The 23,489-nt window shown below is 48.3% G+C and carries 26 protein-coding genes; 11 read left to right on the top strand and 15 right to left on the bottom strand.

Annotation, left to right across the window (positions count from 1 at the left end):
* Window positions 1-72 precede the first annotated feature (72 nt).
* From ARCVE_RS00585 to ARCVE_RS00610, 6 genes are all read left to right on the top strand, one after another.
* Window positions 73-984 carry a polyprenyl synthetase family protein gene (locus tag ARCVE_RS00585; protein ID WP_013682834.1) on the top strand — a complete coding sequence of 304 codons (912 nt, stop codon included), beginning with the start codon at window positions 73-75 and terminating at the stop codon, window positions 982-984.
* 39 nt (window positions 985-1,023) lie between these two features.
* A complete protein-coding gene (locus ARCVE_RS00590) occupies window positions 1,024-1,422 on the top strand; it encodes a hypothetical protein (protein WP_013682835.1) in 399 nt (132 codons plus the stop codon).
* A complete protein-coding gene (locus tag ARCVE_RS00595) occupies window positions 1,419-2,090 on the top strand; it encodes a metallophosphoesterase family protein (RefSeq protein WP_013682836.1) in 672 nt (223 codons plus the stop codon). The genes ARCVE_RS00590 and ARCVE_RS00595 overlap by 4 nt, the downstream gene beginning before the upstream one ends.
* A 70-nt stretch (window positions 2,091-2,160) precedes the next feature.
* Window positions 2,161-2,406, top strand: coding sequence for a UPF0058 family protein (locus ARCVE_RS00600; protein ID WP_013682837.1), 246 nt, complete (start codon window positions 2,161-2,163; stop codon window positions 2,404-2,406).
* Window positions 2,407-2,736: 330 nt separating this feature from the next.
* Complete coding sequence (locus tag ARCVE_RS00605) at window positions 2,737-3,546, top strand: DUF63 family protein (RefSeq protein WP_013682839.1); 810 nt, start codon at window positions 2,737-2,739, stop codon at window positions 3,544-3,546.
* Between the two features lie 57 nt (window positions 3,547-3,603).
* Window positions 3,604-4,167, top strand: coding sequence for a stage II sporulation protein M (locus ARCVE_RS00610; RefSeq protein WP_013682840.1), 564 nt, complete (start codon window positions 3,604-3,606; stop codon window positions 4,165-4,167).
* A gap of 126 nt (window positions 4,168-4,293) precedes the next feature.
* Here the strand turns inward: ARCVE_RS00610 and prf1 are convergent, their stop codons facing one another.
* The 5 genes from prf1 to lysS are packed head-to-tail and all read right to left on the bottom strand — an operon-like array spanning window position 4,294 to window position 9,070.
* Window positions 4,294-5,508 (bottom strand): peptide chain release factor aRF-1, encoded by a 1,215-nt coding sequence (prf1, locus tag ARCVE_RS00615; protein WP_013682841.1) that lies wholly within the window; start codon window positions 5,506-5,508, stop codon window positions 4,294-4,296.
* The gene (uppS, locus tag ARCVE_RS00620) at window positions 5,505-6,296 is read right to left on the bottom strand and encodes a polyprenyl diphosphate synthase (RefSeq protein WP_013682842.1); all 792 of its coding nucleotides are present in this window, start codon (window positions 6,294-6,296) and stop codon (window positions 5,505-5,507) included. Before uppS ends, prf1 begins: the two co-directional genes overlap by 4 nt.
* Window positions 6,293-6,589: a DUF2551 domain-containing protein gene (locus tag ARCVE_RS00625; protein WP_013682843.1), complete on the bottom strand. Its 297-nt coding sequence runs from the start codon at window positions 6,587-6,589 to the stop codon at window positions 6,293-6,295. The genes uppS and ARCVE_RS00625 overlap by 4 nt, the downstream gene beginning before the upstream one ends.
* A 4-nt stretch (window positions 6,590-6,593) precedes the next feature.
* Window positions 6,594-7,589: a radical SAM protein gene (locus ARCVE_RS00630; RefSeq protein ID WP_013682844.1), complete on the bottom strand. Its 996-nt coding sequence runs from the start codon at window positions 7,587-7,589 to the stop codon at window positions 6,594-6,596.
* Entirely contained in the window at window positions 7,586-9,070 is a 1,485-nt protein-coding gene (gene lysS / locus ARCVE_RS00635) for a lysine--tRNA ligase (protein WP_013682845.1), read from the bottom strand. Before lysS ends, ARCVE_RS00630 begins: the two co-directional genes overlap by 4 nt.
* 95 nt (window positions 9,071-9,165) lie before the next feature.
* On the opposite strand from lysS, the gene ARCVE_RS00640 reads away from it, so the two are divergent.
* Genes ARCVE_RS00640 through ARCVE_RS00650 form a run of 3 tightly spaced genes read left to right on the top strand, consistent with a single transcriptional unit; the run spans window position 9,166 to window position 10,742 of the window.
* A complete protein-coding gene (locus ARCVE_RS00640; RefSeq protein ID WP_013682846.1) occupies window positions 9,166-10,053 on the top strand; it encodes a DMT family transporter in 888 nt (295 codons plus the stop codon).
* A gap of 22 nt (window positions 10,054-10,075) precedes the next feature.
* Window positions 10,076-10,312 carry a FeoA family protein gene (locus ARCVE_RS00645; RefSeq protein ID WP_013682847.1) on the top strand — a complete coding sequence of 79 codons (237 nt, stop codon included), beginning with the start codon at window positions 10,076-10,078 and terminating at the stop codon, window positions 10,310-10,312.
* Window positions 10,293-10,742, top strand: coding sequence for a metal-dependent transcriptional regulator (locus ARCVE_RS00650; RefSeq protein WP_013682848.1), 450 nt, complete (start codon window positions 10,293-10,295; stop codon window positions 10,740-10,742). The genes ARCVE_RS00645 and ARCVE_RS00650 overlap by 20 nt, the downstream gene beginning before the upstream one ends.
* A gap of 36 nt (window positions 10,743-10,778) precedes the next feature.
* On the opposite strand, the gene ARCVE_RS00655 is transcribed toward ARCVE_RS00650, so the two are convergent.
* Genes ARCVE_RS00655 through ARCVE_RS00665 form a run of 3 tightly spaced genes read right to left on the bottom strand, consistent with a single transcriptional unit; the run spans window position 10,779 to window position 13,503 of the window.
* Window positions 10,779-11,603: a universal stress protein gene (locus ARCVE_RS00655; RefSeq protein WP_013682849.1), complete on the bottom strand. Its 825-nt coding sequence runs from the start codon at window positions 11,601-11,603 to the stop codon at window positions 10,779-10,781.
* Entirely contained in the window at window positions 11,596-12,981 is a 1,386-nt protein-coding gene (locus ARCVE_RS00660; RefSeq protein ID WP_013682850.1) for a sulfite exporter TauE/SafE family protein, read from the bottom strand. Before ARCVE_RS00660 ends, ARCVE_RS00655 begins: the two co-directional genes overlap by 8 nt.
* 57 nt (window positions 12,982-13,038) lie before the next feature.
* On the bottom strand, window positions 13,039-13,503 hold the full coding sequence (locus ARCVE_RS00665) for a universal stress protein (RefSeq protein ID WP_013682851.1): 465 nt from the start codon (window positions 13,501-13,503) through the stop codon (window positions 13,039-13,041).
* 211 nt (window positions 13,504-13,714) lie between these two features.
* On the opposite strand from ARCVE_RS00665, the gene ARCVE_RS00670 reads away from it, so the two are divergent.
* A complete protein-coding gene (locus ARCVE_RS00670; protein ID WP_013682852.1) occupies window positions 13,715-14,275 on the top strand; it encodes a ribbon-helix-helix protein, CopG family in 561 nt (186 codons plus the stop codon).
* Window positions 14,276-14,422: 147 nt separating this feature from the next.
* Here ARCVE_RS00670 and ARCVE_RS00675 read toward each other — a convergent pair whose 3' ends face one another.
* A complete protein-coding gene (locus ARCVE_RS00675) occupies window positions 14,423-14,881 on the bottom strand; it encodes a universal stress protein (RefSeq protein WP_013682853.1) in 459 nt (152 codons plus the stop codon).
* Between the two features lie 227 nt (window positions 14,882-15,108).
* Between ARCVE_RS00675 and ARCVE_RS00680 the strand changes: the two genes are divergently transcribed.
* Window positions 15,109-15,702: a ribbon-helix-helix protein, CopG family gene (locus ARCVE_RS00680; RefSeq protein ID WP_013682854.1), complete on the top strand. Its 594-nt coding sequence runs from the start codon at window positions 15,109-15,111 to the stop codon at window positions 15,700-15,702.
* A 195-nt stretch (window positions 15,703-15,897) separates the two neighbouring features.
* Here the strand turns inward: ARCVE_RS00680 and ARCVE_RS00685 are convergent, their stop codons facing one another.
* From ARCVE_RS00685 to hypF, 6 genes are all read right to left on the bottom strand, one after another.
* The gene (locus tag ARCVE_RS00685; protein ID WP_013682855.1) at window positions 15,898-16,350 is read right to left on the bottom strand and encodes a hydrogenase maturation protease; all 453 of its coding nucleotides are present in this window, start codon (window positions 16,348-16,350) and stop codon (window positions 15,898-15,900) included.
* A complete protein-coding gene (locus tag ARCVE_RS00690) occupies window positions 16,347-17,006 on the bottom strand; it encodes a cytochrome b/b6 domain-containing protein (protein ID WP_013682856.1) in 660 nt (219 codons plus the stop codon). Before ARCVE_RS00690 ends, ARCVE_RS00685 begins: the two co-directional genes overlap by 4 nt.
* 5 nt (window positions 17,007-17,011) lie before the next feature.
* Entirely contained in the window at window positions 17,012-18,739 is a 1,728-nt protein-coding gene (locus ARCVE_RS00695; RefSeq protein ID WP_013682857.1) for a nickel-dependent hydrogenase large subunit, read from the bottom strand.
* A 12-nt stretch (window positions 18,740-18,751) separates the two neighbouring features.
* Window positions 18,752-19,804 carry a hydrogenase small subunit gene (locus tag ARCVE_RS00700; RefSeq protein WP_013682858.1) on the bottom strand — a complete coding sequence of 351 codons (1,053 nt, stop codon included), beginning with the start codon at window positions 19,802-19,804 and terminating at the stop codon, window positions 18,752-18,754.
* 176 nt (window positions 19,805-19,980) lie between these two features.
* Window positions 19,981-21,018 (bottom strand): hydrogenase expression/formation protein HypE, encoded by a 1,038-nt coding sequence (hypE, locus tag ARCVE_RS00705; RefSeq protein ID WP_013682859.1) that lies wholly within the window; start codon window positions 21,016-21,018, stop codon window positions 19,981-19,983.
* Window positions 21,015-23,321: a carbamoyltransferase HypF gene (gene hypF, locus ARCVE_RS00710; RefSeq protein WP_013682860.1), complete on the bottom strand. Its 2,307-nt coding sequence runs from the start codon at window positions 23,319-23,321 to the stop codon at window positions 21,015-21,017. Before hypF ends, hypE begins: the two co-directional genes overlap by 4 nt.
* Window positions 23,322-23,489 lie beyond the last annotated feature (168 nt).

Here is a 23,489-nt window from a genome sequence, read left to right on the forward strand (position 1 = left end):
TTTATTGTAAAGGGGTCAGCGAGAAGTTTAAAAAGAGTAAATTGTTTAAACCATCGCGGAGAGGTTGCTCAAATGATCGAGAAATGGGAAGAATACAGGGTTGTCAATGAGGCCTTGGATAACCTCGTTAACGAGGTTGATGCCATACCAAAGGTTAAAAAGGCTTTAAGACATATAATCAAAGCGGGTGGTAAGAGAACTCGTCCTATTATTGTCCTTTTGAGTGGCAGGCTATGCGGGGGCGAGTGGAGTGAGGTAATGAATGTTGCCCTTGCTGTTGAGCTTATTCACACTGCAAGCCTTGCCCACGACGATGTAATCGATAGAGGTGTGGTGAGAAGAAACGTCGAAACACTCCATGTAAAATATGATACTTCTCTCGCTATCCTTGTCGGAGACTGGCTGATATCAAAATCCGTCGAACTTGTCTCTGTTTACAACGAGGAGGTCATAAGAGACTTCGCGAGAGTTGGCATGATGATGGCCGAAGGGGAAATCATGGACATAGACAGCATAAAGAACGGGGGCTTTGGTGAGGAAGACTACTTCAAGTGTATTGCAGCGAAGACTGCATCGCTGTTCGCCTACAGTGCTAAAAATGCGTGCAGAATAGTGAGCGATGATAAAAAAGCAGCCGAGTATCTCTTCAACTACGGGAACAACCTCGGTATTGCCTACCAGCTCGTTGATGATTTGCTCGAGTACCTTGAGATATTCGAGGACAAGAAGTCCGAGTTTGAGTCGAGAACGCTGCCTATGATTTACGAGGAGCGCTATGGGTTTGAGGAAGCAGTTGCGAGAACGCTCCAGCTCATAAGGGAGTACGCAAACATCAGCAGGAAGTCACTCGACTACTTTGATGATTGCGAGAGCAAAGATAAACTCCTCGCAATGGTGGACTTCATGACTGCCGACCTGCTTAAGAACTACGTGAGCAAAAACAGAGAAGTCCTCAGGCTCCTTGAGAGCTACCAGCACACCTGAAGGCAAACTTTTATAATTTAAGCCAGCCAATAGGCTGACATGAATCTTGAAGGTGAACTGCTCAGGAAGCTGTACATCCACCTCGCCGCATCCTTCGCATTCGGCTTCGTAATCCTTCTATGGGCCTACGGTCTCTACGGAATCGTTACCACCATGAAAATTTACTTCCAGCCCCACTACGTGGCGCTGGCATTTACGCTGTATTTCATACTCTTCTCCGTTTTCCTCGAGCATCGTGGCGTTCAAATGCCCTACCTTCTTATGAGCGGGGCATTGCTTTCGTCAATCGCCACCTTCGTCTCGATATGTGTGGTCAATGGCGTGTTGTGGATAAACAACAACAGTTTTCCCCCGCTTGACAGCTTCCTTCTTGGTATATCTCTCTCATCTCTCGCCGCCTTTGTCATCATAAAGTTCGTGACAATGGAGTGGGTATGAGGATCGGGATAATCTCCGACGTCCATGCAAATCTGGTAGCACTTGAAGAGGTTCTCGAAAAGCTCACAGGCTGCGATGTGATTTATTCTGCTGGCGATGTTGTCGGCTATTACCCATTTCCAAACGAAGTTGTAGAGGTATTCAGGAGAGAAGGAATCGAGAGTGTGGCGGGGAATCACGACGTCGCCATCGCTTCTGGAGACTTTGCAGGAATGAACCAGATTGCTATGGAGGCAGGCATTTACACCAGGCAGGTTTTGACCGGAGAGAACTTAGAGTGGCTCAGAGAGCTTCCTCTCAACATCGAAACAAGCGAGCTCAGTATATACCATGGCATGCCCGCTGAAGGCGAGGCAGCCTATATTGTCTACATTTTTCCCGAAGACCCAATAACAGACGAATTTTTGAAAGATGCTGATAAACACATCGTTGTGGGACATACACACATTCAGTTCGTAAAGGAGCATGGTGGAAAGCTATTTTTCAATCCTGGAAGTGTTGGACAGCCGAGGGATGGCGATGCGAGAGCTGCATATGCAATCTACGACACCGAATCCGGAGAGCTGAGGCTTGAGAGGGTAGAGTATAACATAGAGGAGGTCTGCGAGGCAGTTGAAAAAGCAGGACTTTCGAGGTATCTGTGCAGCAGGCTTTACGATGGATATTAATCTAAATTATATTTTAAACATTATTAATATTTTTGACAAAGCTTTTATTTTTTACTGACATCGACGGAGTATGCGCAAGAAGGAGATAATTGTCATTCACTCCACGCTCTTCTGCATCAAACGCCTTTTCGAACTCGCAGGCATATCGAAATTTCAGGCATACAAAGAACTTGGTGTGTTCCCTTCCCATATCCACAAAAGCAAGCTGCACCACAAGAAGGCAATTATGCTGATATGTATCGAACTTCTCAAGTTTTTAAGCCCGCAGAACGTTGAAGATGCACAGCTTATTTTGGAAGAGATTTCTACAGAGTAAGGTCGTCTGTAAGTGATCATTATCATGTACTCTACAGCCACATTTAAGTATGTTAAGTTCCATAAGATGCACCCGCTCCAGAGGTGAACAATATGGGGGTTTACTGGTGTGACCTAGAAAAAACATACATCACAAAACACTCATGCAGAAGGATTCAATGCCCGATATGGGTTTTTAACGGTGGTGCGTGCTTTGGAGTGTAAATTCCTGTTTTTTCCTCTTTAATTCCGGCGATAACTGGTAGAGACTAAGTATTTTAAGCTAAAATCACCTCACAGCCCGCCAGTACCAATGGGTAAAATTTAAAGCTGCAGAAGCAACAGGCTGGGCATGCTCTGGGATTTCATAAAAAAGTACTACATCGATTCGATCGTTTACAAGCAGGGATACAACCCCGTTAACACGCTAACATGGGCTTTAATCCTTGTTGCTGCAGTCATCCTCATTTACAGAACCCTTAAAAAGTACGACGTAAAGTTCGATGAGAGGTTTGTGGCTGGAAACATCCCCTACGTAATCCTCGGTGCATCAGTTAGAGTCGTAGAAGACGCTGGTTTCCTCAACCCGCCCGTTTCGTACTTCTTCATGACTCCGTTAATTTACGTGGTCATATTCTGCATAGCCTTTCCGACGCTCGTACTCTCAATCAGGCTGAGAGGAGAGAGGTACTGGATTCATTACGGAATGCTCGGACTTGTTTTGTCATGCGGGGTTCTCGTGCTGCTCTTCTCAAATCTCGAAGTTGTGAACGCATGGATACTGCCTTCCACAATCATCCTTGCATCCCTCTTCTGCTCTGCTTACCGGCTGCTCACGTCAAAGTTCTACAGCCCCATGAGCAATCTCCTGAGCTATATGGTCTTCTTCTCCCACATGGTTGATGGCTGGGCCACGTTTTTCGGCATACAGTTCCTCGGATACTGGGAACTACATGTTCTCCCGAGGTTTTTGATATCGACGTTTGGGCCATGGATAATGATTCCTGCAAAGGTCATCGTTTTCGCGGCAATCCTCTACGTACTCGACTCGAGCAGAGATGAAGAAGACACAGAACTCATAAACTTCGTGAAGTTTGTCCTGATCGTTCTTGGCCTTGCCCCAGGGTTGAGAGATGCGCTCCGCATGACCTTCCAGGTGTAATCAGAATGGGTGCAAGTTGCAGAGTAAAGTTATAATGCTTGGAAGATAAAGGAATTTATGGAACCGGATATCAAAAATCACATTATTCTCGTAACAGCAGTTTTTGCAGCCTCCATCGTCGCTGGATTCTACCACGCCTCTGCCGATATTAAAGGGGCGGAAGGCAAGATTGAGGCAGTCTTTGAGGGTTTTGAATTTATCAAGGATGCTGGCCCTCTCACAATCTTTGCATTCATCTTTCTGAACAACTCCATAAAGGCCATAATTGCCACGGCAGCGGGGCTTTTCTTTGGAATATTTCCCCTGAGCTTTATAGCTCTTAACGGATACCTTATTGGCCTCGTCGTTTACGTTAAGGGGCTTGAGTTCGGTTTTGAGAAAACGCTACTCTACCTCGTGCCACATGGAATTCTCGAAATACCTGCAATAATTCTCGCGTGCAGCTACGGAACATGGCTGGGCACGAGATTTGTTAGACGCTTGAGAGGAGAAGATGTGGATCTAAAGGAGGACTTTAAAATTGCAGTAAGCAAATGTCTGAAAATAGTCGTACCCATGCTGTTTGTCGCTGCTCTGATTGAGACGTTCGTGACTCCCATTGTAGCTTCTTCGCTGCACTGAATTACTTGCCGCCGCATTCAGCAATGGCAGACCTTGACCAAGCCCCGAACAGAGAGTTAGAGGTCGGGTACCGTGGTGAAGCTACCACTGATCCCAAAGTCACCCGTAAATGAATATACAACCAGCTCAATCCGGCTTAAATCGGAGTATGGCAGCAATACCTCCAAACGCGTTGTATAGCATCGCCCCCTCCTCGCTCTCCGTCGAAAGGAACTCTACTTTGGCACCCATGGATTCCGCAAGCTCGGAAAGCTCAAGGATGATGTCCTGCCTCTCGACCTCCTCCATGGGGATGGCGTCTTCTTCGCAAACTGGCGGATTCGAAACGCCTTCTCTGACGGTTATTTCCCTCTCAGCCCCGCACTTGGGGCATCGGTACTTTACTCTCTCCAGCCTCAAGTCTTCGCTGAGCAGCAGCGTGTCAACCGCTCCAAGCGATATATACCTCCTCACTTCATCCTCTCCATACGCCGCAAGCCCGTCCTTTGCAACTTCTTTGAGGAACCTTCCCATGAGCCTCTTCTCCTTCATCAGGTCGAGTTCCTGCAGGACATCCTCTGCCTTCTCGACAAGCTCGTAGAGTCCGCTCTCATCGGTGTAGCTTACGTCAAAGAGTCCCACAACCTTCTTCTGAAGCTCGTGATGGAGGTATTCTCCTTCGTAGAACTCCTCTTTCGTTGGAGATGGTCCTCCAATCAGTATCCCGAGGAGCTGGTCTTTGTGGGGCAGTAAAGCTTCGGTAGCCTTCTCGCCAACCTTCTTGTAGAACTCGTGGATTGCTATCTCCCTGAGCCTCTCAAACCTCACGCTGCTCTGTCCACCCTGCCTGTGCTTGCCGGGGACCATCGACGTTGTGTAGCTCAGCGCTTCAATCCTCTTGCCCCTCAGGATGCCTATAGTTGCTTCCCTTCTGTCTATGACTATCAGCCCGTACATCTTCTTCTCTTTCAGCATCTCCTTAAGAGGTTCGAGGTAGAAGGAGGAGTCACAGTGGTACTTGTAAAGCGGCACAGGTTCTGGAGGCTCGATGATCTCGGTGATGTGCTTCTGCTTGCCGTTCATGTCAACAACACCGCTTATTATGACCATTCCATGCTCAGGGGGTTTCTTGAAATACTTGAGTCTCTGGAGTATTGCCTCCAGCCCGGCCATAACGTTCGTTCGGGTCTGCTTGGATTTGATGTTCGATGCCTGGCTGAGCTCGTTTCGCAGCTGCGAGGCTACATCTGCAATGTTCTTGTCCGGGGGAATATACAGGGTTATGAGTTCCGTCCCCCTACCCTTGAGCTTCTCAAGCTCCTCGAGCTTCCTCTTGAACTCGTACTCCAGCTTGGACGTCATGCTTCTGCCACCTCCATCCTAACCGCTGGCTTTTTTACGGCCATCTTCTTCTGCTGCCACGCTCTTATCGCTCTCAGCAGGTCTATCTTTCTGAACTCGGGCCAGTAAGCGTCGCAGAAGTAAGCAACGCTGTTGGCAGTCTGCCAGGGCAGGAAGTTTGAAAGCCTTTGCTCCCCACCAGTTCTTATCACGAGGTCAACGCTCGCGTAGTCGCCCTCACCGTAAAGGTATTTCTCAAGAGTTTTGGCGTCGATGTCTCTGCTTCGCAGTACTCCTCTCCTAACGTCGTGCAGCACGCCCCTTATTGCGTCGATCAGCTCCTGTCTGCCACCGTAGGCAAGAGCTATGTTGAGGTTGAAGTTTCCATAGCCTTGCGTTGCTTTCTCCACTTCTCTGATGGCCTCTCTAACGTATTCGGGCAGCATTTCCAGCTTTCCGATAACTTTAACCTTCACCCTGTTTCTGTGTATTCTCCTGTCCTTCGCGAGCCTCCTGAGTTCCTTCGCCACTAACTTGAATATGTTCTGCTTCTCCTCCTCGCTCCTATTGAAGTTTTCTGTGGAGAAAGCGTACACTGTAACGTTCTTTATTCCCAGTTCCCAGCACCAGTTGAGCACTTCTTCAGCCTTCCTCGAACCGAAGACGTGGCCAGCCTGCGGTGGCAGGCCGCGTCTCCTTGCAAATCTTCTGTTTCCATCCATAATGATAGCTACGTGGTTGGGCATTCCGAAGGGCTTAATCTCCTTTATGAGCATTCTTTCGTAGATGAACCTGATGAATCTGATCATTTTCCTTCGTACTCCCGAAGGATTTCCCTGACGAGATCTGCGTATTCGGGTTTGATATAGTACCTGTTCTTCTCTCCAAGCTCGGTTTTGATGATCCCGAGGCGTGCACACATCAGCCCAACCATCGCAGATACTCCGCGCTGGTTTATCGCCCTTGTACTGAGTCTCTCGAATATCTCGTCGGTAGTGTACTTTCCTCCTTCGAGGAGAATCCTGAGTAGTTCTTTCCTTATCCCACTTCTGTCTCTCTCGAGGTACTTCCTGAGTCTTGACTCAATTTCCTGCCTGTTCATGCTCTCACAGCGGTATCGATTCCACGACAATTCTCTTTGATGTCGGGTATCTCTCAATGATACTTACCTTAAGGCCGGCAGCTTTTAAATCTTCACTCCTTTCCTCCACAAACTCGATGGAGGTCTCCACTCCACCTTCCACAACCACGTATTCTACTCCCTCGGCATCGAGTATTTTCTTTGCAACCTCGATGTCGCCTTCAATAAACCCGCAGAGCAGAGTCCCGTCGTTTGTGACTCTGTAAAAGTCAGGGTGGTTGAATGCCATCCGTATGAGTCTTCTCCTAAGCTGGGCCTTGTCTTTAAAGAGAGCCGTGCAGTAGTGGAACTTTTCCACCACTTCGGCATACATCCTCGCTATTTCTCCGCTTTTAACATCTCCATAGAACTCTCCCGGCTCGTAGCCTCTGGCAATAAGCTCGTCGAAGTTGGTGGAGGAGAACTCGAGCTCGTTCAGGTTCATAAAAGCGTCGCACTCATTGACGAGCCTTGCAAGCTCCTCGGAAAACCTCAGCGCTGGAATCTCGATTCCTGCGTCCATGCCGAGCTTCTTCGCGTAAACGATGGGCTCCCTGAATCTCTCAACACCTTCAAGATTTATTGGATGAAAGCGGATTTCGTCGATATATTCTGCAAGCTTCTCCACTACGTGGGGTTTAGCAGGAATGCTCGTGTAGATGTGCACATGCAGGTCGAAGGACTTAAAGAGCTTTGCAAATTCGAGAACCTTTTCGAGCTTTATCAGTGGTTCTCCTCCGGTGATGGATGCTCCCATTGCATCCATCAGCTCTATTTCGGCAATGACGTCGTCAGCACTCCTTACCTCTCTCTCGTTGGCGAAAATGACATCTTTGCCCCTCCTCTCCTCCGAAATGGGGCAGTAGAAGCAGGAGTGCGGACACTCCCCAGTAACAAAGAGGACGAGTTTTGCGCCCCTCCTGCACAATTTGCAGCCTTCGCTCAGGTATCTGTAGTAGCTTCCAGCCTCTATTCTCTTCATACTTTCAGTCTTCTCTTCACCCACTCTATGCCAAGAGACTTGATGAAGTAGCCAGCCCTCGGCCCATACGTTTTTCCGAGAATGGCCTTGTAGATTGCTTTGAAGGCCTTCGCTGGCTTTATACCAAGCTCGTTTGCAACCTCGTAAACCAGTTCGTGGATGTCCTCAGGGTTCATGTCTTCCTTCAGCCTTTCCGCATACTCGTTGAGGAACTTCCTCTCCTCCTCGCTGAACTCCACATCAACGCTGTCCTTAATCTCAAACTTCAACTTCTCAGGTGCGAACTTTTCAAGCCATCTCTTCGCGTAAACAAGCCTTCGCTCCACATCCTTCCTCGTAACCTCATCGATTTTGTAACCCGTCCTTTCGAGAATCTTGAGAACTTCGTCAAGGTTCCACTTAGCGATCTGACCAACGACTATTAGGTGTCTGAAAGGCACCTCAGAATATTCCACCTTTTCAACCATCGAAAGCTCTACGCTTCTATCCTTGTTCATCGCAGCCTCCTCGAACTCATCAACGAGGTCGAGAAGCGCCGCAGGATCGAACTCTATGTGCCTTTCAGGCTTGGAGCGGATGATTATGTAACGGACAATTTCAGGAGGTAAAACATCAACCATTTCCCTTACAGGCACTACAATGCCCTTCGAGCTCTTCATGGCTCCTACGCCCTTCAGGTTTATCCACTCGTAGACTATGGGGAAAGGCGGCTCGAAGCCAAAGACTTCCCTCGCCAGTCTCACGCCTGTGTCGTAGCTTCCACCCGCTGCTGCATGATCTTTTCCGAAGGGCTCGCACGTAATGCCGAGGATTTTCCATCTTGCCGGCCAGTCAATACGCCACGCGAGCTTTCCTCCTCCCTTGTACGAGGCTTTTCCTTCGTGCCCGCACTGGCAGGAGTAGTATATCCAGTCATCATCGAAGCCTGTAACCCTTGCAGAGTTTATTCTACCACACTTCTCGCAGAGAGGCATGAAAGGACTCCAGCTATCGTCAACAGCCCTTCCCGTAACCTCTTTTATTATCTGGGCGATTTTATCCCTGTTCCTGAGGGATGTTTTTATGGCTTCCTCGTACCTCCCTTCCTTGTACATCTCATCAGCCTTCTCAACCCTGACATCTATGCCGAGGATGTCGAGAGATTCGAGGAAGGGCTGGAGGAAGTGCTCTGCATAACTTTCATGACACCCCTCGGGGTCGGGAATTTCGCTGAGGGGCATACCCACGTAGTTCTCGTATTCTTCGGGAAGGAACGGATACCTCTTTCGCAGCGGGTCGAACGTGTCGGCTATGTAGATCATCTCCGCTTCTCCGCCCCTGTCTATGACGGCCCTCCTTACCGCATCGGCCGTAAGCATTTCTCTCAGGTTTCCGAGATGAATGTGGCCTGAGGGGGTTATACCCGTGGCTATCCTGTGTTTCTTTCCCCTCTTCAGCAGTTCATCTGCAATACAGTCAGCCCAGTGAATTTCGTGACTCATAGTAACACCCGAAACGCTGAGCACTTTAAGTGCTGGCTATTTATGCGTTACTGCGGGACGATTAGGCTTATTAACAGATGGCACGGGAAAGGGGCATGGCAAGGAGGCTCTACATTGCTGCTTTATTTTTAACCATGCTCATATGGGCCGGCTCATTTATAGCGATAAAAATTGCGCTCAGGGAGCTTTCACCCTTCAACCTCGCTTTTTACAGATTTCTGATTGCAACACCTCTCATGCTCATCGCGTGCAGAAATCTCAGATTGCCTGAGTTGAAAGATTTGCCAAACATCGTTGTTCTCGCCCTGACGGGGGTGACTCTTCTTTACGCTGTTCAGTTTCTTGCGCTTAAACTCACGACTGCAACCAACGCATCCATCCTCATAAACACCTGTGCGATCTTTATAGCCCTGATGTCGTACATTTTGCTCGGAGAGAGATTTACCGGGCTAAAGGTTGCCGGAATCATTGTATCCTTTGTAGGAGTGGTTATGATAATCTCCAACGGATTTAATGCGGGCTTCTCTGGACAAACGGCTCTTGGAGACGTTCTCATGGTCTTCGATGGCCTGCTGTGGGCAATCTACACAGTTCTCGGTAAGCGCCTGCTCGAAAAATATGGGGCTGGAGCGCTTACAGCCTATGCCTTCGCAGCGGGCACTTTTTTACTGCTCCCATTTGCCCTTTATGAAGGAATCGAGGACATTTTCTCCCTGACTCCTCAGGCCTGGGCTTCACTACTATATCTCTCAGTCCTTTGCTCCGTTTTCGCATACGTCGTATGGTATGCAGCGCTTTCGCACATGGACGCGACGGAAGTAGCAGTCTTCGTTTACCTTGTACCTCTCTTTACGGCCATCATGGCGGTTTTTCTCCTTGGAGAGGAGATAACACCATTTATTGCTGTCGGAGGTGTGCTGACGATAGCGGGAGTATACATGGTGGAACAGTACTCTTTTAGGCATACCGAAAATCTTAAATAATTTAGGACTACCTAACAGACTGATGAGTCTTACTCCACTTGCACTGATGAAAGAAGGTAGCAGAGGTATCGTTGCCAGCATAGCCGGTGGAAGAGGAGCTCACAGAAATCTCGAAGATCTCGGAATCGTCGCTGGAAAGGAAATCAGAGTTATCAGGAACTCCGGCGGGGCGGTTCTAGTTGCCGTTAACGGAACTCGCCTTGTTGTTGGCAGAGGACTTGCCATGAAGGTGATGGTAGATGCTGAGCAGAAGAACTGAAGACTACCTCGAAGCAATATATCAGTTGAGCATGGAGAAAGGTTACACGAGAATAAAGGACATCGCCTCAAAGCTGAACGTAAAGCCTGCAAGTGTTTCGGAGATGGTTGCCAAGCTCGCAAAGGAAGGTTACGTTGTTTACGAGAAGAGGCTTTTCGTGGCCCTTACGGAGAAGGGCAAAACTGTTGCAGAGAGCGTGAAGGAGAGGAGGGAAATTCTCGTAAAGTTCCTCGTTACCCTTGGTGTTCCGAAACACATTGCGGAGGAGGACGCGTGCATAATTGAACACGTTCTGCATCCTGAAACAGTTACGCAGCTTAAGAAGTTCGTGAAGTTTGTTGAGGAATCCCCAATTGACCCGAAGTGGCTGAACCACTTCAGAGAGTTCTGCCGGAGCGGAGTGCATCCGTGTAAAGTTTCTTTGAGGTAACCGATAACCCGGATTGGAAAGATTAAAAATAGAAGATTACTTGCCCACAAAAACGGGCACTTCTGCTCTTCTCACCACGCAGTCGGCTGTGCTTCCGAATATGCCACCGCCAGAGAAACCCACCATTATGAGTGTCGCCCCTTTCTCCTTCGCAACTCTAAGGATTTCCTTGCACGGCTTTCCTTCCGCTATAACCTTCTCTACCCTGTCTAACTGGGAGGCAATGCTATCAAGCTTCGACTCAACTTCTTCCCTGTCCTCTCCCTTTTCCATCACGTGCAGCAGCACGACTTCCCTGCCTGCCATGCCTTTAACGTAGTCAAGCAGTTTTTCTGAACTCGGGGAGAAGTCAGTGGCGTAGAGAATTCGGTCGAGCATTTTTCCGAGTGCTAGCTCGCAGTAGTAGGCTCCGTCTTTTTCGGCAACTTTGAGCTTTGTTACGATTACAGGAACTTTTGACGTTCTGAGCACACCCTCAGAAACGCTGCCAAGGAAGGTTGTGGAGAGCATCCCCCTTCCCTTGGCACCCATGAGTATTGCCGAGACATTTTCCTCATCAGCAACCTTTGCGATTTCTGTAACTGGGTCTCCTACTGTTATGACGTACCTGGCCTTTATTCCCATCTCCTCGACGATCTTTGTCCTTTCTTTGAGTTTCTCCTCAGCAACCTTTGTCGCGTCTCTTATCAGGTCTTCAGCGCTCACACCAGCAAAGGAGTCAACGTACTCCAGGATTTCTCTTTCAATCACATGGAGGAGGATTACCTCCTTCACTCCAAGCTCAATGAGTTCCTGACCGCATTCAAGGGTCTTGTCAGCGTACCTTGAAAAATCAGTGGGAAAAAGAATTCTATCAAGCACTCGTGACACCTCCTGCTGCTGGCACCCTTTCCATGGCCTCGAGCTTCTCCAGTGTGCCCTTCTTGAGCGCTCCGATGTTCAGCATGTCGAGGACAGCGTGAGCAAAGTTTCCGTGTACGACTGAGAAGACTATTGCTGTGACAACTACTCCAAGTGCCGAAACTATGGTCTTTGAAGTTGCGAATGCCGTCCATGCGTCTGCGTATTTGAAGAGGAGCGCGTAGCATGTCATTGAGATTGCTCCCCAGAATACTGCCTTAGGCAGCAGCTTCTTCCTGTCAACGCTGCTTGATACCAGGGCATCCTCAAGCATGCCTCTGCGAGCAAGCTCTTTCCTTACCTTTATCATGGGTGTCAGGACGATTATCGCACAGGCAACCATGGCCATGAGCATTGTCCAGAATACCAGCTGATCTACCAGAGGTATCATTGACTCGTCAAGGGAAATCCACCCGAGCTGGTGGAGGTACTTGGGGATTGCCAGTGCCCTGCTAACCGTAACGATCAGCATTACCACTGCCATGGCGAGCTTGATCATATACTGCTTTACGTAGGTAGTTCCCACTGCTCCAATCTGAACGCCGAACAACGATCCGGCAAGAATAAGTGCTGTCATTCTGAAGTCAACAGCGCCGAGCTTGTATGCCCACGTGAATGTTCCGGTTAAGCCCATGACGAAGGCTACACCCAGCTCAGTACCACTTGCAACGGCACTCGGAGCACCTATTATGTATATCATCGATGGTACACCTATGAATCCACCAACTGCAATGGTTGCTGCAAGGAATCCAGTTGCAAAACCAGTCGGTATCGTGAGCCAGAGAGACTGCTTTCTTCCCGCAACCTTGAAGTGAATTATCGGCGGAATTCTGAACTTCTTCTCGAGCTTCATGGCGAGCTTCGGCTCTGTGTCCTCTAACCCGCCCTTCTTCGCCTTTATAACGTCCTTAATGCAGAGGGCTGCAACAGCTGGAAGAACGATCAGGAACGCCAGGCTGACGTACAGGTTTGTTCCAGCAGTTCCGAGAGCCTCCAGAATCATCTCCTGTACTTTAATACCCACCTGAACTCCTGCTATTGCCGAGAACGCCATCAGGACTGCAAGCTTAACGTCGAGGTGTCCGATCTTAGCCCTCCTCCATGCACCAACCATTGCCTTCGGGAACTTGTGGCACATGTTACTCGCAACCGCAATAGGGCCGGGAGCACCAATAGACATCATTCCAGGTGTAAGTACGAATGCTCCACCGCTGCCAATAAAGCCACTCAACATACCTCCAAGAATGCCCAGGAATATCAGAAACAGCGCCTCTTTCGGCCCTATTGCTATAAACATATCCGGGGTTATGGTCGCGTCTGGTGGAGGCAAACCTCCCATTTTCACCACCCCTCCTCAGTCGAATTTACTTCTACGTAGTCGTCCATCTTTTCACCTCTATTTTGCTATCAAAACAGGTGTTTTTGCTTCAGCAACAATCTTCTCAGCCAGACCCTTTGAAAGTCCCTTGAGCGGGGACTTCCTGCATCCCACGATTATAACATCAGGCTTCAAGGTCTTCTCAGCCCTGAGTACCTCCTCATCAGCAATTCCAAAGTGCATGCCAACGAATCTTGCATCTACGCCCTCGCTGGTAAGCTTCGAGATGACTTTTTCCACGATCCTCCTGCCCTTTTCCCTCATCTCGCTGAAGAATCTCTTTTCTTCCTCAACAGATACCATGGGCGGAATGGGTTCCATGTCTACGATGTACTGCACAAGTACTACTGCATCGAAACCCGATTTCACAAATTTTACGACACGCTCAGCAACGTCAGTCCCTGTGGAATCACTGATAACAAGCAGGACTCTTGCCCTGTTCTCTGGTATAGCCTCGGATTTATTACTCTGCACTGTTATCACAACTACCTCACCTCCTCGCTGCCGGTGGTGTCCAATCTTTTGAAAATAAATCTTTTTGTGATAACTTAATATCTTTTATTGAACTTCACTACCATTCACTATCAGGATCGTACCATAGAATGATAAAGCACTACATTTTCGGATAGAATATTATAGTTAGTTATAATTTATGAAGTAAAATTTTTAAATCGTGGGTGTGCTGCCATACATCATGGCTGAGAAGCTACGTAGAATATCAGTGGCAGTCGATGAAAGAACCAATGATCTGCTTAAAACTCTTGCAAGAAGAAAAAATAAAACCGTTTCAGAAATAATAAGAAGTGCTATCGGTATGTACTCAGAAATTGAGAACGGTGCTGGAATTTCACCAGAGAAGACCGTTGAATACCTTGAACTCCTGTCAAGCAAGGACCACGTCATAGTTGACATAGAACTGTGGACGGCCATACTCGACGAACTCACGCAGAAGGGTTCCGAGGAATTCTGGGAACTCGTCGAAAAGATAGGCTACGAGCACGGAATTCAATATAAGGCTATGGGAATGACGAGAATTGATGACATACTGTCGCACCTTGAAAAAGAGAACTGGTTCAAGGTAAACACCAACAACGGGAGCTACACACTTGTACTGTTCACAAGGAGTGAGCAGAGAATTCTTAAAGTGTTTCTTCAGAGCATGTTCAAAGCCATCGGTCTCCCGGTAGAGATAATCGAGGGATTCAGAAAGCTCATAATCGTCAAGAAGAACTGCTCTACTGACGCTCTTTGCTAAGTCTGTACAAGATGTGTGAAACCCCGACAGGTAACTTTATTGTCGGGGAGTAGCAATTGGTCAGTATTCTAAATTGTGCAATTTAAAATAGCCTGAGGATTAAAATTGTAGCACCATAATTTATTAAAATAGTTACATTAAATAGCATCACTTAGCTATCAGCACAGGTGTTCTCGTTTCCGCAACCACGGTAACTGGAAACCCTTTCATCGCCTTCTTTATTGCCTGCTGTCTTTCGTGGATTACTATCACGTCCGGTCTGAGCTGTTTCTCGTACCTGAGTACGCCCTCAGCTGCAAACCCGAAATACATCCCGGCAGGCTTTGCGTCAAAGCCATCACTCTTTAACTCAGATATTACCTCCTCAAGAACCTTTGTACCCTTCTTTCTCAGCTTATCGTAGAACTTCCTGTCAAGGCCTGCAAAGATGTCCGATGGCAGATAACTCAGATCGACCACATAAAGCACATAGATTTCCGGATTTTTCCAGGGCTTTGCCACCTGCTCAATGTTGTCCGCAATCTTTTTGCTGTCATCGTATTCATCTATTACCGCAAGTATTCTCGGTCTCTCCTCATTTTCCTGAACTTCACATTCAACATCCACCTCAGACACCCCCTCAATATGCGATATTCTCAGTTTCAAAATAAATATGTTTTTATTATTAGATAATATCTATTATTCAGTTTCACTCCAAGTTAATATCAGATTCATCGCAGATAGTACATTAAACATGAGTTGCCGTTCCACATAGTGACCCATTGATAACCATACTGCCATGGTAATAATATTTATTAAATAAATTTTTAAATCTGTAGGATACAATAGAGTTTATGGCAGAAAAGCTCAAGAGAATCTCAGTAGCTGTTGACAGCGATACAGACAGGATACTTAGAATACTCGCAAAAAAGGAAAATAAAACAATCTCCGAAATAATAAGAAATGCCATCTCCGTTTACTCCGAATTCGACAAGGATAAAGAGAAAGGTGTTTCTCCCGGGAAAACCAAAATTTATGCTGAGTTGCTCGCTGGAAGGGAGCACGTAATCGTGGACATAGAGCTCTGGGTAGCGATGCTCGATGAGCTGAACGAAACTGCATCAGAAAAATTCTGGGAAATCGTAGAGAAGATAGGGTACGAGCACGGCATTCAGTACAGGATGAAGGGACTCTACAGCCTCCAAGATGTCCTCACACACATGGAGAATGAGAACTGGTTCAGGGTTAAGGCAGATGAAGGAATATACACCCTGATTCTTTCGGCAAGAAGCGAGCAGAGAATTCTCAGGACGTTTTTCAAAGGTCTTCTCAGGGCACTGAACATTGATGCCGAGATGGTGGAGGGTCTGAGGAAACTCATTATTGTAGTGAATTCAGACGGGCACGTTAAGGAGGAGGAATTGGTTACATCGTCCAGTACATCCTGATGTTCTATCGGTCAGAACTGGAAGTTCAGTAGTAGGCCTTAGGTGTTCTGTTCAATTTAATGATTGAGACGACTTCACGGGGCCATTAGAGAATTTAAGGAATAAGCTTTTATAGGGGAGCGAGCATAATTAAAAACATGGCGGACGCGCTGTTTGTTCTGGCTCTCGGGCTCTTCGCCCTAACGTGGATTAGCCTCATGCTGAGTTGATGAGTTCGAGGACCTTGCTGACTGCCTTGGGAATGGCATTTTTTACTTTTTCAGATAGCTCAAAGCTTTCTTCAATCTTCTCCGGCTCAACACCCACGACGAGAATTCTTTCAGGTAGATTGTACGCAAGCTTTCCAATCTCTATTGCCTTAACCAGGTCGAGATCGTGCATGGAGAGCATTGGGCCCCTGTTCTTTGCATCGCCTATTTCAAAAACAAAAAGTTCGCCCGGCTTACCGCCTGCTTTAACAGCGTCAACAATTATTGCAAAATCTGCATTGTCTAAAAAATTAAGAATTTGAAGGCCAAGCGTTGCACCATCGTAAATTTCGACGTTCTCGGGCAGTTCGAGCTTCCTCAACTCTTCGACGACTTTTACGCCAAAGCCCTCATCGCCGAGCAGTATGTTTCCGATGCCGACCACTACGATTTTCTTCATTCTCTGACTACCTTCTCCTTCCTCCTGCCTGATATCATCGACGGCAGCACACCAAAGATCAGCACTGCGTAGACGTGCATGAACATTACCATGGCGAAGAGGTACATGCCGAATCTGTGAATTGCTCTGAGCAGCGCGTAACCGTCGTAAGCTCCGAAGAGTGGCGCGATTGAAGCTGCAAAGTCGATTACCGGCTGGAAGAACTCCCTGTAGTACATGGCAAGTCCCGTTATGCCCATGAGCATCGCGAGGACGAAGTATATCCACCAGACCATGACTTCCGTGGGTATTATCTTCTCCACGTACTCGTTCTTATCGGGATTGTAACCCCTCGGGTCTTCGATGTGTGGCCCGATGCCAAGCCAGGCCTTTGCTTCAGCGATCAGGAACTTTATGCTGTAGGGAATCCTGCCAAAGCCGAACCACTTCCACTCTTCGGCGATTATGTAGTAGAGCATCAGGAACCATAGCGCCCCAAAGACGAAACTGACGGTTATGTGCACAGCAAGGCTCTGCCCACCCCCAAGAATCCTTACTCCGTAAAGTCCAGCCATCTGCATGCCTGTAAAGGCAAGAATGAAGCCGGTGATGACTATGGCCCAGTGGCACATCCTGTAAAAAAGTGAATGGCGGTAGACTTCCACCGTTTCGGCCATACGCATCACCGCTTTTCGATTATGTGGACACCGCACGCAATACAGGGGTCGAAGCTCCTGACGATGGTTATTGCGAGAGATGTGTTGTACGTCACCCCATTTGCTGGCTCCATGTTGAGTTCTGCAAGTCCGAGAGGTGTTAGGGCTGTTGCAAGGGCATCACCCCACGTTACCTTCTTGTTTATGCCCAGCGGTGAGAGGTCGATGTCCTCTTCGGGGTACAGCACATTGCATATCTCCGGCACGCTGAGGTTCTTTGGCAGCCACGTGCCTTCAAGCGCCTTTTCGACTGGCCCGGGCTGACCCATATCGTCTCTCGGCCCTAAATTCCACGTTGAAGGTACGATACACTGGTAGTTGTGGATCTTCTTGTTCTTTATGTTGGTGTAGTGCAGCAGTGCTCCACGGGGAGCTTCCCAGAGACCAAAGCCCTCTGCGTTGTCTGGAACGTACTTATAGTCTGGAATTCTTCTGTCAACGATGTCGCCGCTCATGTACTGCTTGAGCTCTATTGCCCACTCCATTACCTTCGTTGCGAACCAGACAGTCTGGGCTACTCTTGCAGCCACCCTGTCGATTACCGAGCCCTTGGGGTTCAGCACGTCCCACTTGAAGGTGAAGGTCTCTCCAGTTACGGGGTTGGTAACGTCGATCTTCCAGTGGAGGCCAAATGTGTTGATCATCCTTGCGAGAGGTCCAACTTCGTATACCTTGCCCTCATAGCGGGGAGCCTTCATCCACGCGTAGGCTCCAGGCTTGTCCTTCCTTACTATTACATCGCCCTCCCTCGGGTGTCTGCCGGAAATGCTGTCGTCGTAGCGTGAATACTTAACGTACTCGGCAATCTTACTGAGATCGAACTTCTTGAAGTCTCCATCCCATGCTCCGGCCTTTATCAGGGCGTTGTCTCTGTAAGTCGGCTTTCCATCCTGCGCCTCAACCCACTTGTCGTAGTCGTTCACGTCCGGGAATAGACCGTAGCTCAGGAAGTTTCCATACGTTGGGCCCAAGTCCTGCAGTCCTCTAAAGTCTATGTCGAGCAGCGCACTTACCGCTTCGCCAACGTGCTCGTTTCTCTCAACAAGAGCCATCAAATCGGGAACCATTGTGTTCACGGCGAAATCCCAGAGTTCTGTCATGTTGGTAAGCGTGGTTGCAATTCTGTCGAGAGTTGGCTTGACGGTCACACCACCAGGATACTCACTCGTGTGGTGGGGGAACTTACCGCCCCACAGCGCTACAATCTCGTTAGCCTTTCTCTGCATTTCTATACACTTCACATAGCTCGAACCAAGGCCAAGTTTGGCAATTCCTGGTTTACCCAGTGCCGGCGGAACCATCGGCGGGTACTTGCATATAACACCGAGTTCTGGGCCAATGAGCAGGTACGTGTGAATCATGTGGTCATAAACGTAGTATGCTCCGTGCAGGATGTTTCTGATGAGTATTGCCGCGGGAGGCGGTGTAACTCCATAAGCGTGGTCTAAAGCCTGTATCGCCGTCTCACCATGCGGGGCTGGACAGACTCCGCATATTCTCTGGGTTATGAAAAACGCGTCTCTCGGGTCTCTCCCCCTGAGAATGATCTCAAAACCTCTGAACAGGTTTGTGTGGCTGTAAGCCTCTTTAACAACCGTCCACGTTCCTGTCGAAGTGGTAATATCCTGAGTTTCCATTGAAATGCCGAGATGGCCCTCAATTCTTGTTACGGGATCCATTACCACCTTTGCCATACTTCCACCTCCTTACTCCTTCTTCTCCTCGTGTTTTCCTTTACTCGCAACGTGTTTTACCGCATGTATCGCTATACCCGCAGCAGTAGCTGCAAGTATTCCCTCACCGATCTTTGTGGCGTTGAAACCGAGAACAGTCGGAAGCTCAGAAACCTCCGAATAGAACGGCGAGAATCTGTCAGGCCATCCCGGTTCAGCACATCCTATGCACATGTTCGTTTCGACACAGTAGCTTGTGTGGTTGTTCCATTTTCTGAGTGCACAATCAGTCCAAACTATTGGACCCTTGCAACCCATCTTAAATCTGCATCCCTCTTCTCCAGGTCTTGTGGTAAATAGTCCCCTGTCGTAGTACGGTCTGTAGGGGCACAGTTCGTCGTGCATGTTGGTGCTAAAGAAGACCTTCGGCCTACCGTATTTATCAAGTTCTATCGGGGCACCTATCATTACCGCTGCAAGAATTACAGTTATGTGATCCGGATGAGCAGGGCAGAATGGGAGGTTGATTACAGTTTTATTAATTCCAACCTGCTTCAGGAACTCTTGCACGCTCATGGCTCCGGTTGGATTTGGCTTCGCAGCAGGTATTCCGCCAAAAGTCGCACACTGCCCTACCGCAACTATCGCATCCGCGATTTCTGCAGCTTCTCTCAAGTGATCTCTGAAATCCTTGCCAGCGATCTCACAGTACCCTTCCTCCTGCACCGAACCCTCCACGACAAGAATTCTTCTGCCTTTCGTTCCCTTTTCCCACCTTTCCTTCTTTAGTCTCTCTGCAAGGCTTCCCGATGCGGGATGAATTGTTTCCATGTAATCAGGCAGAGCAATCGGTAATCCAGACGTACCCACAGTTATTTCCGTCAAAATCTGGACCAAGTCCGGCTCGGTTGCCTGGGCAAATGATATCGTGCAGCCAGTGCAAGCAGCACCGTTGAGCCAGCAGATGTGCCAGTAGTCCTTGACTTCTGTAAGTGCTTCAACGATTTCGGATTTGTACGTTGTGAGAAAGGCCGTTGCTCCCAGCGCTGCAACTCCCTTCATAAAGTTTCTTCTGCTAAGTTTCATGCCTTCACCTCCTATCAAATTGTCTTGATGTTAATCCTTATTGTGAGGTAGGGATTATTTAAACTTTTTTCAAATTTCTCAAGTATAAATTAAAAACTAAAGAACTTAACACTTAGTAACACTTTTTTCCTAACTTCTTATCATCCAAGACCTCAAACTAAAAAAGAGGTGTTAACTTAGCAAACCCTCGGAATGGGGTCTGCAGTTGGAGGTGGCATAATTTTGCGGGTGCCTATGGTCGTTTCTATAACAACCTCCCTAAACTCCGAAGTAGCGTAACCGACAATTGCAGCATCTTTTTGTCCAGCTTTTTTCAGAGCTTTAAGCACCTCTTCAGCCAGATCTGCAACGACACCCATTACGACTTTGCCCTCATTGGCCATCATGAGCGGATCGAGGCCAAGCACATCGCAGAAGCTCTTCACGTCATCTCTTATCGGTATTTTCTCCTCCTCGATGAGAATTCCAACGCCGCTCTTCTCGGCTATCTCGTTGAGTGCCGCGGCAATTCCGCCTCTCGTTGGATCTTTCATGGCAGTAATGCCACCTGTCTCAAGAGCATTCTTCAGGAAAAGCCAGACTGGATAAACGTCAGATTCTACGTCGAGTTCGAATCCAAAACCCTCTCTGCTCGCCATAATGGCTGCTGCGTGCTCGGCTATGTTGCCGGTGATTATTACTGCGTCTCCCTCTGCGAGTCCTCTGTCTCTGACCCACGAATAGGGGTAGCTACGATATTCCCTAACGATGCTAAGGTTCTTCTCGAGGTGCTCGTTTCTCAGGCCAATGCCCGTAGTGTTAACAGCAATCCCTATATTCGCTTCAACCACCTTTGTATCCCCGGTTATTATCTTTGCATCTATTTTTTCGAGCCATTCAGCCATGTCATCGAGAATTCTGTCGAGAGTTTCGACGGAGAAGCCATCCTGAACTATGAGAGACATGGACATGACTGCCGGCTTCGCTCCCATTACTGCGAGATCGTTAGCAGTACCGCAAACTGCAAGGCTGCCTATGCTTCCTCCCGGAAAAACCGGTGGACTTACGACGTATGAGTCTGTTGTGAACGCGTAGCCGTTGAAATCGGAAGAATCATCAAGTTCTGAGAGGGCAATTTCTCCAGCCTTTGAATCGAACCTCGATATGACGTGCTTCCTGAGAAAATCCATCATGTACTTTCCGCCGGCTCCATCCTCCTTTCTTATCAACTTCATGCAAGCTCCTCCAGAAACTTCGAAATATAAATCTGCCCAAAACTTATGCCGTTATCTCCTGCAGCAACTTCTTCATTAACGAAAAGTCTGATTTCCTTCTCGCTGAGATACTTTTCAACGAGGGGTGTCAGGTAGGAGTTGAAGGCAACACCACCACTCATAACGACATCGGCTTTTGCCTTCCTTGCTGCCCTCGCTGCAATCTCCGCAAGTCCGCAGGCGAGATAGTCTATCACCTGGTAGGCGATTGTGGATTTAGTCTCCCCCTCCAGATATCTTTCAAGGGCGTCACAGATGACTGGTTTTACCCTCAGTACTTCTACCTCCGACGTCTTTGCCTCAAACCCCTCTGTAATGCATGGAGATGGATAGATTGCCTCTTCTCTTTCGCTTGAAATTATGGGCTCGTAGTACGGCTCGCCCTCCTTTACGCACGCTTCAAGCTTCATCGCTGGTTCTCCTTCGTACGTCCTTTCGAAACACAGCTCGAGCATGGCAGAGCACGCGTCGAGATATCTGCCGGCTGACGATGCCTTTGCCAATGCCAGACCCTCGTCTATTTGCTTCGCAAAGAGCTCGAAGTTTTCACCCGACCTCAGATATCTGCTGTAGGGTTCGAGAATGTTGTAATCTCCCTTCTCAGTATACACAGCCGAGAACAGCACTCTGAGCGGGAAGCGAACTGCAAGATCTCCTCCAAGAAGCTCGAGGGTCTCAAGCCTCCCCACGCGTTCAAATCGCCGATTTTCGAAATCTATCAGGAGAACCTCACCACCCCATGTAGTGCCGTCAAAGCCGTAGCCAACACCGTCAACCGCTATGGCAACAGCCCTGTCTATCCCTCTTTCCGCCATAACGGACATTCCGTGGGCGAAATGGTGCTGAACTCTGACGAGTTTGGAATTCGCATCCTCGGCCAGCTTTTCGGCAAAGCGGGAGGTGTTGTAGAGCGGATGGGCGTCGCATATCACTGCATTGATGCGATCCATCCGCAGGAAAGATGTAAAGAAATCTATGGCTTTCTTGAAAAACTCGTTATAGGTCCTGAAGTTTGCCGTATTGCCTATGTACTGGGAAAGGACGACTTTACCATCCTTAAGCAGGGCTATGGAGTTGTAGAGTTCTGCTCCCAGAGCGATTGCGTTGATATTAACGTTAAGGCTGAAGGTTTTTGGGACGAAACCTCTGGAACGCCTGATAATCATCCTGTGATTTCCCACGAACTTAATCACGGAATCGTCAACCCTGTTGGCAATTACGAGGTTGTGGCGAAGCACGGCGTCAAGAGCTAAGCTGAAGACACCATCATCGATGAACATAGGTTCTCCGGGCATGTTTGCAGATGTGAGAACGATGAAGTCTGCTTTCAGGAAACGAAAGAGTATGTGGTGAATCGGGGCATATGGCAGCATTATGCCAATGGTATCGAGATCTGGTGCAACTGCGAAGAATGAATTAACGTCCTTCTTCCTCAACACGGTTATGGGACGGATGTAGCTAAGCATTTCGTTTTCCTCTTCGCTGCTGAGTTTTGCCACCCTTTTTACAGCTTCCACATCCCTCGCCATTACTGCAAAGGGCTGCTGGGGTCTGTTCAGAATCTTCCTGAGATTCCATACGACTTCATCATCTGTAATACATGCGATGTGGTATCCGCCGAGACCCTTGATTGCAATGATTTTGCCAGAATCTATGAGTTCCGCAGCCCTTATTATTCCATCGAGTCCTCTTATTATCCTGTTTCCAAGAACGAGCTCGTAGTCCGGCCCACATTGTCTGCAGGCGATGGACTGCGCATAGTAACGCCTGTCTTCAACATCCCAGTACTCTTTGCTGCATTCGCTACAGAGCGGAAAGTCCACGAATGTCGTGTTTTCCCTGTCGTAGGGTAGTCTTACCGCTACGCTGAAGCGGGGCCCGCAGTCGGTGCAGGAGATGAAGGAGTAGAGATACCTCCTGTCTTTAGGGTTGAAAAGCTCGTTAAGGCAGGCGTCGCATGTGGCAACATCCGGGGGAGGAAGAGAGAGTTCCTTTCTGCTTCCGCCGCTTTTTTCAATTGTAAAGTCCTCGGGAGGTTTTAAATCGACTTCTTCCACCCTTACAGACTCAACGACTGCAATGGGCGGCTTCTCTTTCCTGAGTCTCTCGACGAATTCGTCAACCCGCGAGTCTATGATAATTTCAACCGTGCCGTCACCGGTATTTTTCACATAGCCTTTGAGTCCCATTGACTTTGCGAGCCTGTAAACGAAGGGGCGAAAACCGACTCCCTGAACGATTCCCTTTACCGTGAGTCTGTACATGGCAATCGGAAATAATTTGTTACCGATAAATAAATACTTGATGCTCAATTTACTAAACCTGTTTTTGTCAATGCTGAGTGAGCATCTGCAACGCACATTTCATACTTCTCACTACAAATTCCGAAAAATATATACCTGAACAGAAACAACAATAAATTGTGAGCGGAA

Source organism: Archaeoglobus veneficus SNP6, from assembly GCF_000194625.1.
Lineage (GTDB): Archaea > Halobacteriota > Archaeoglobi > Archaeoglobales > Archaeoglobaceae > Archaeoglobus_C > Archaeoglobus_C veneficus.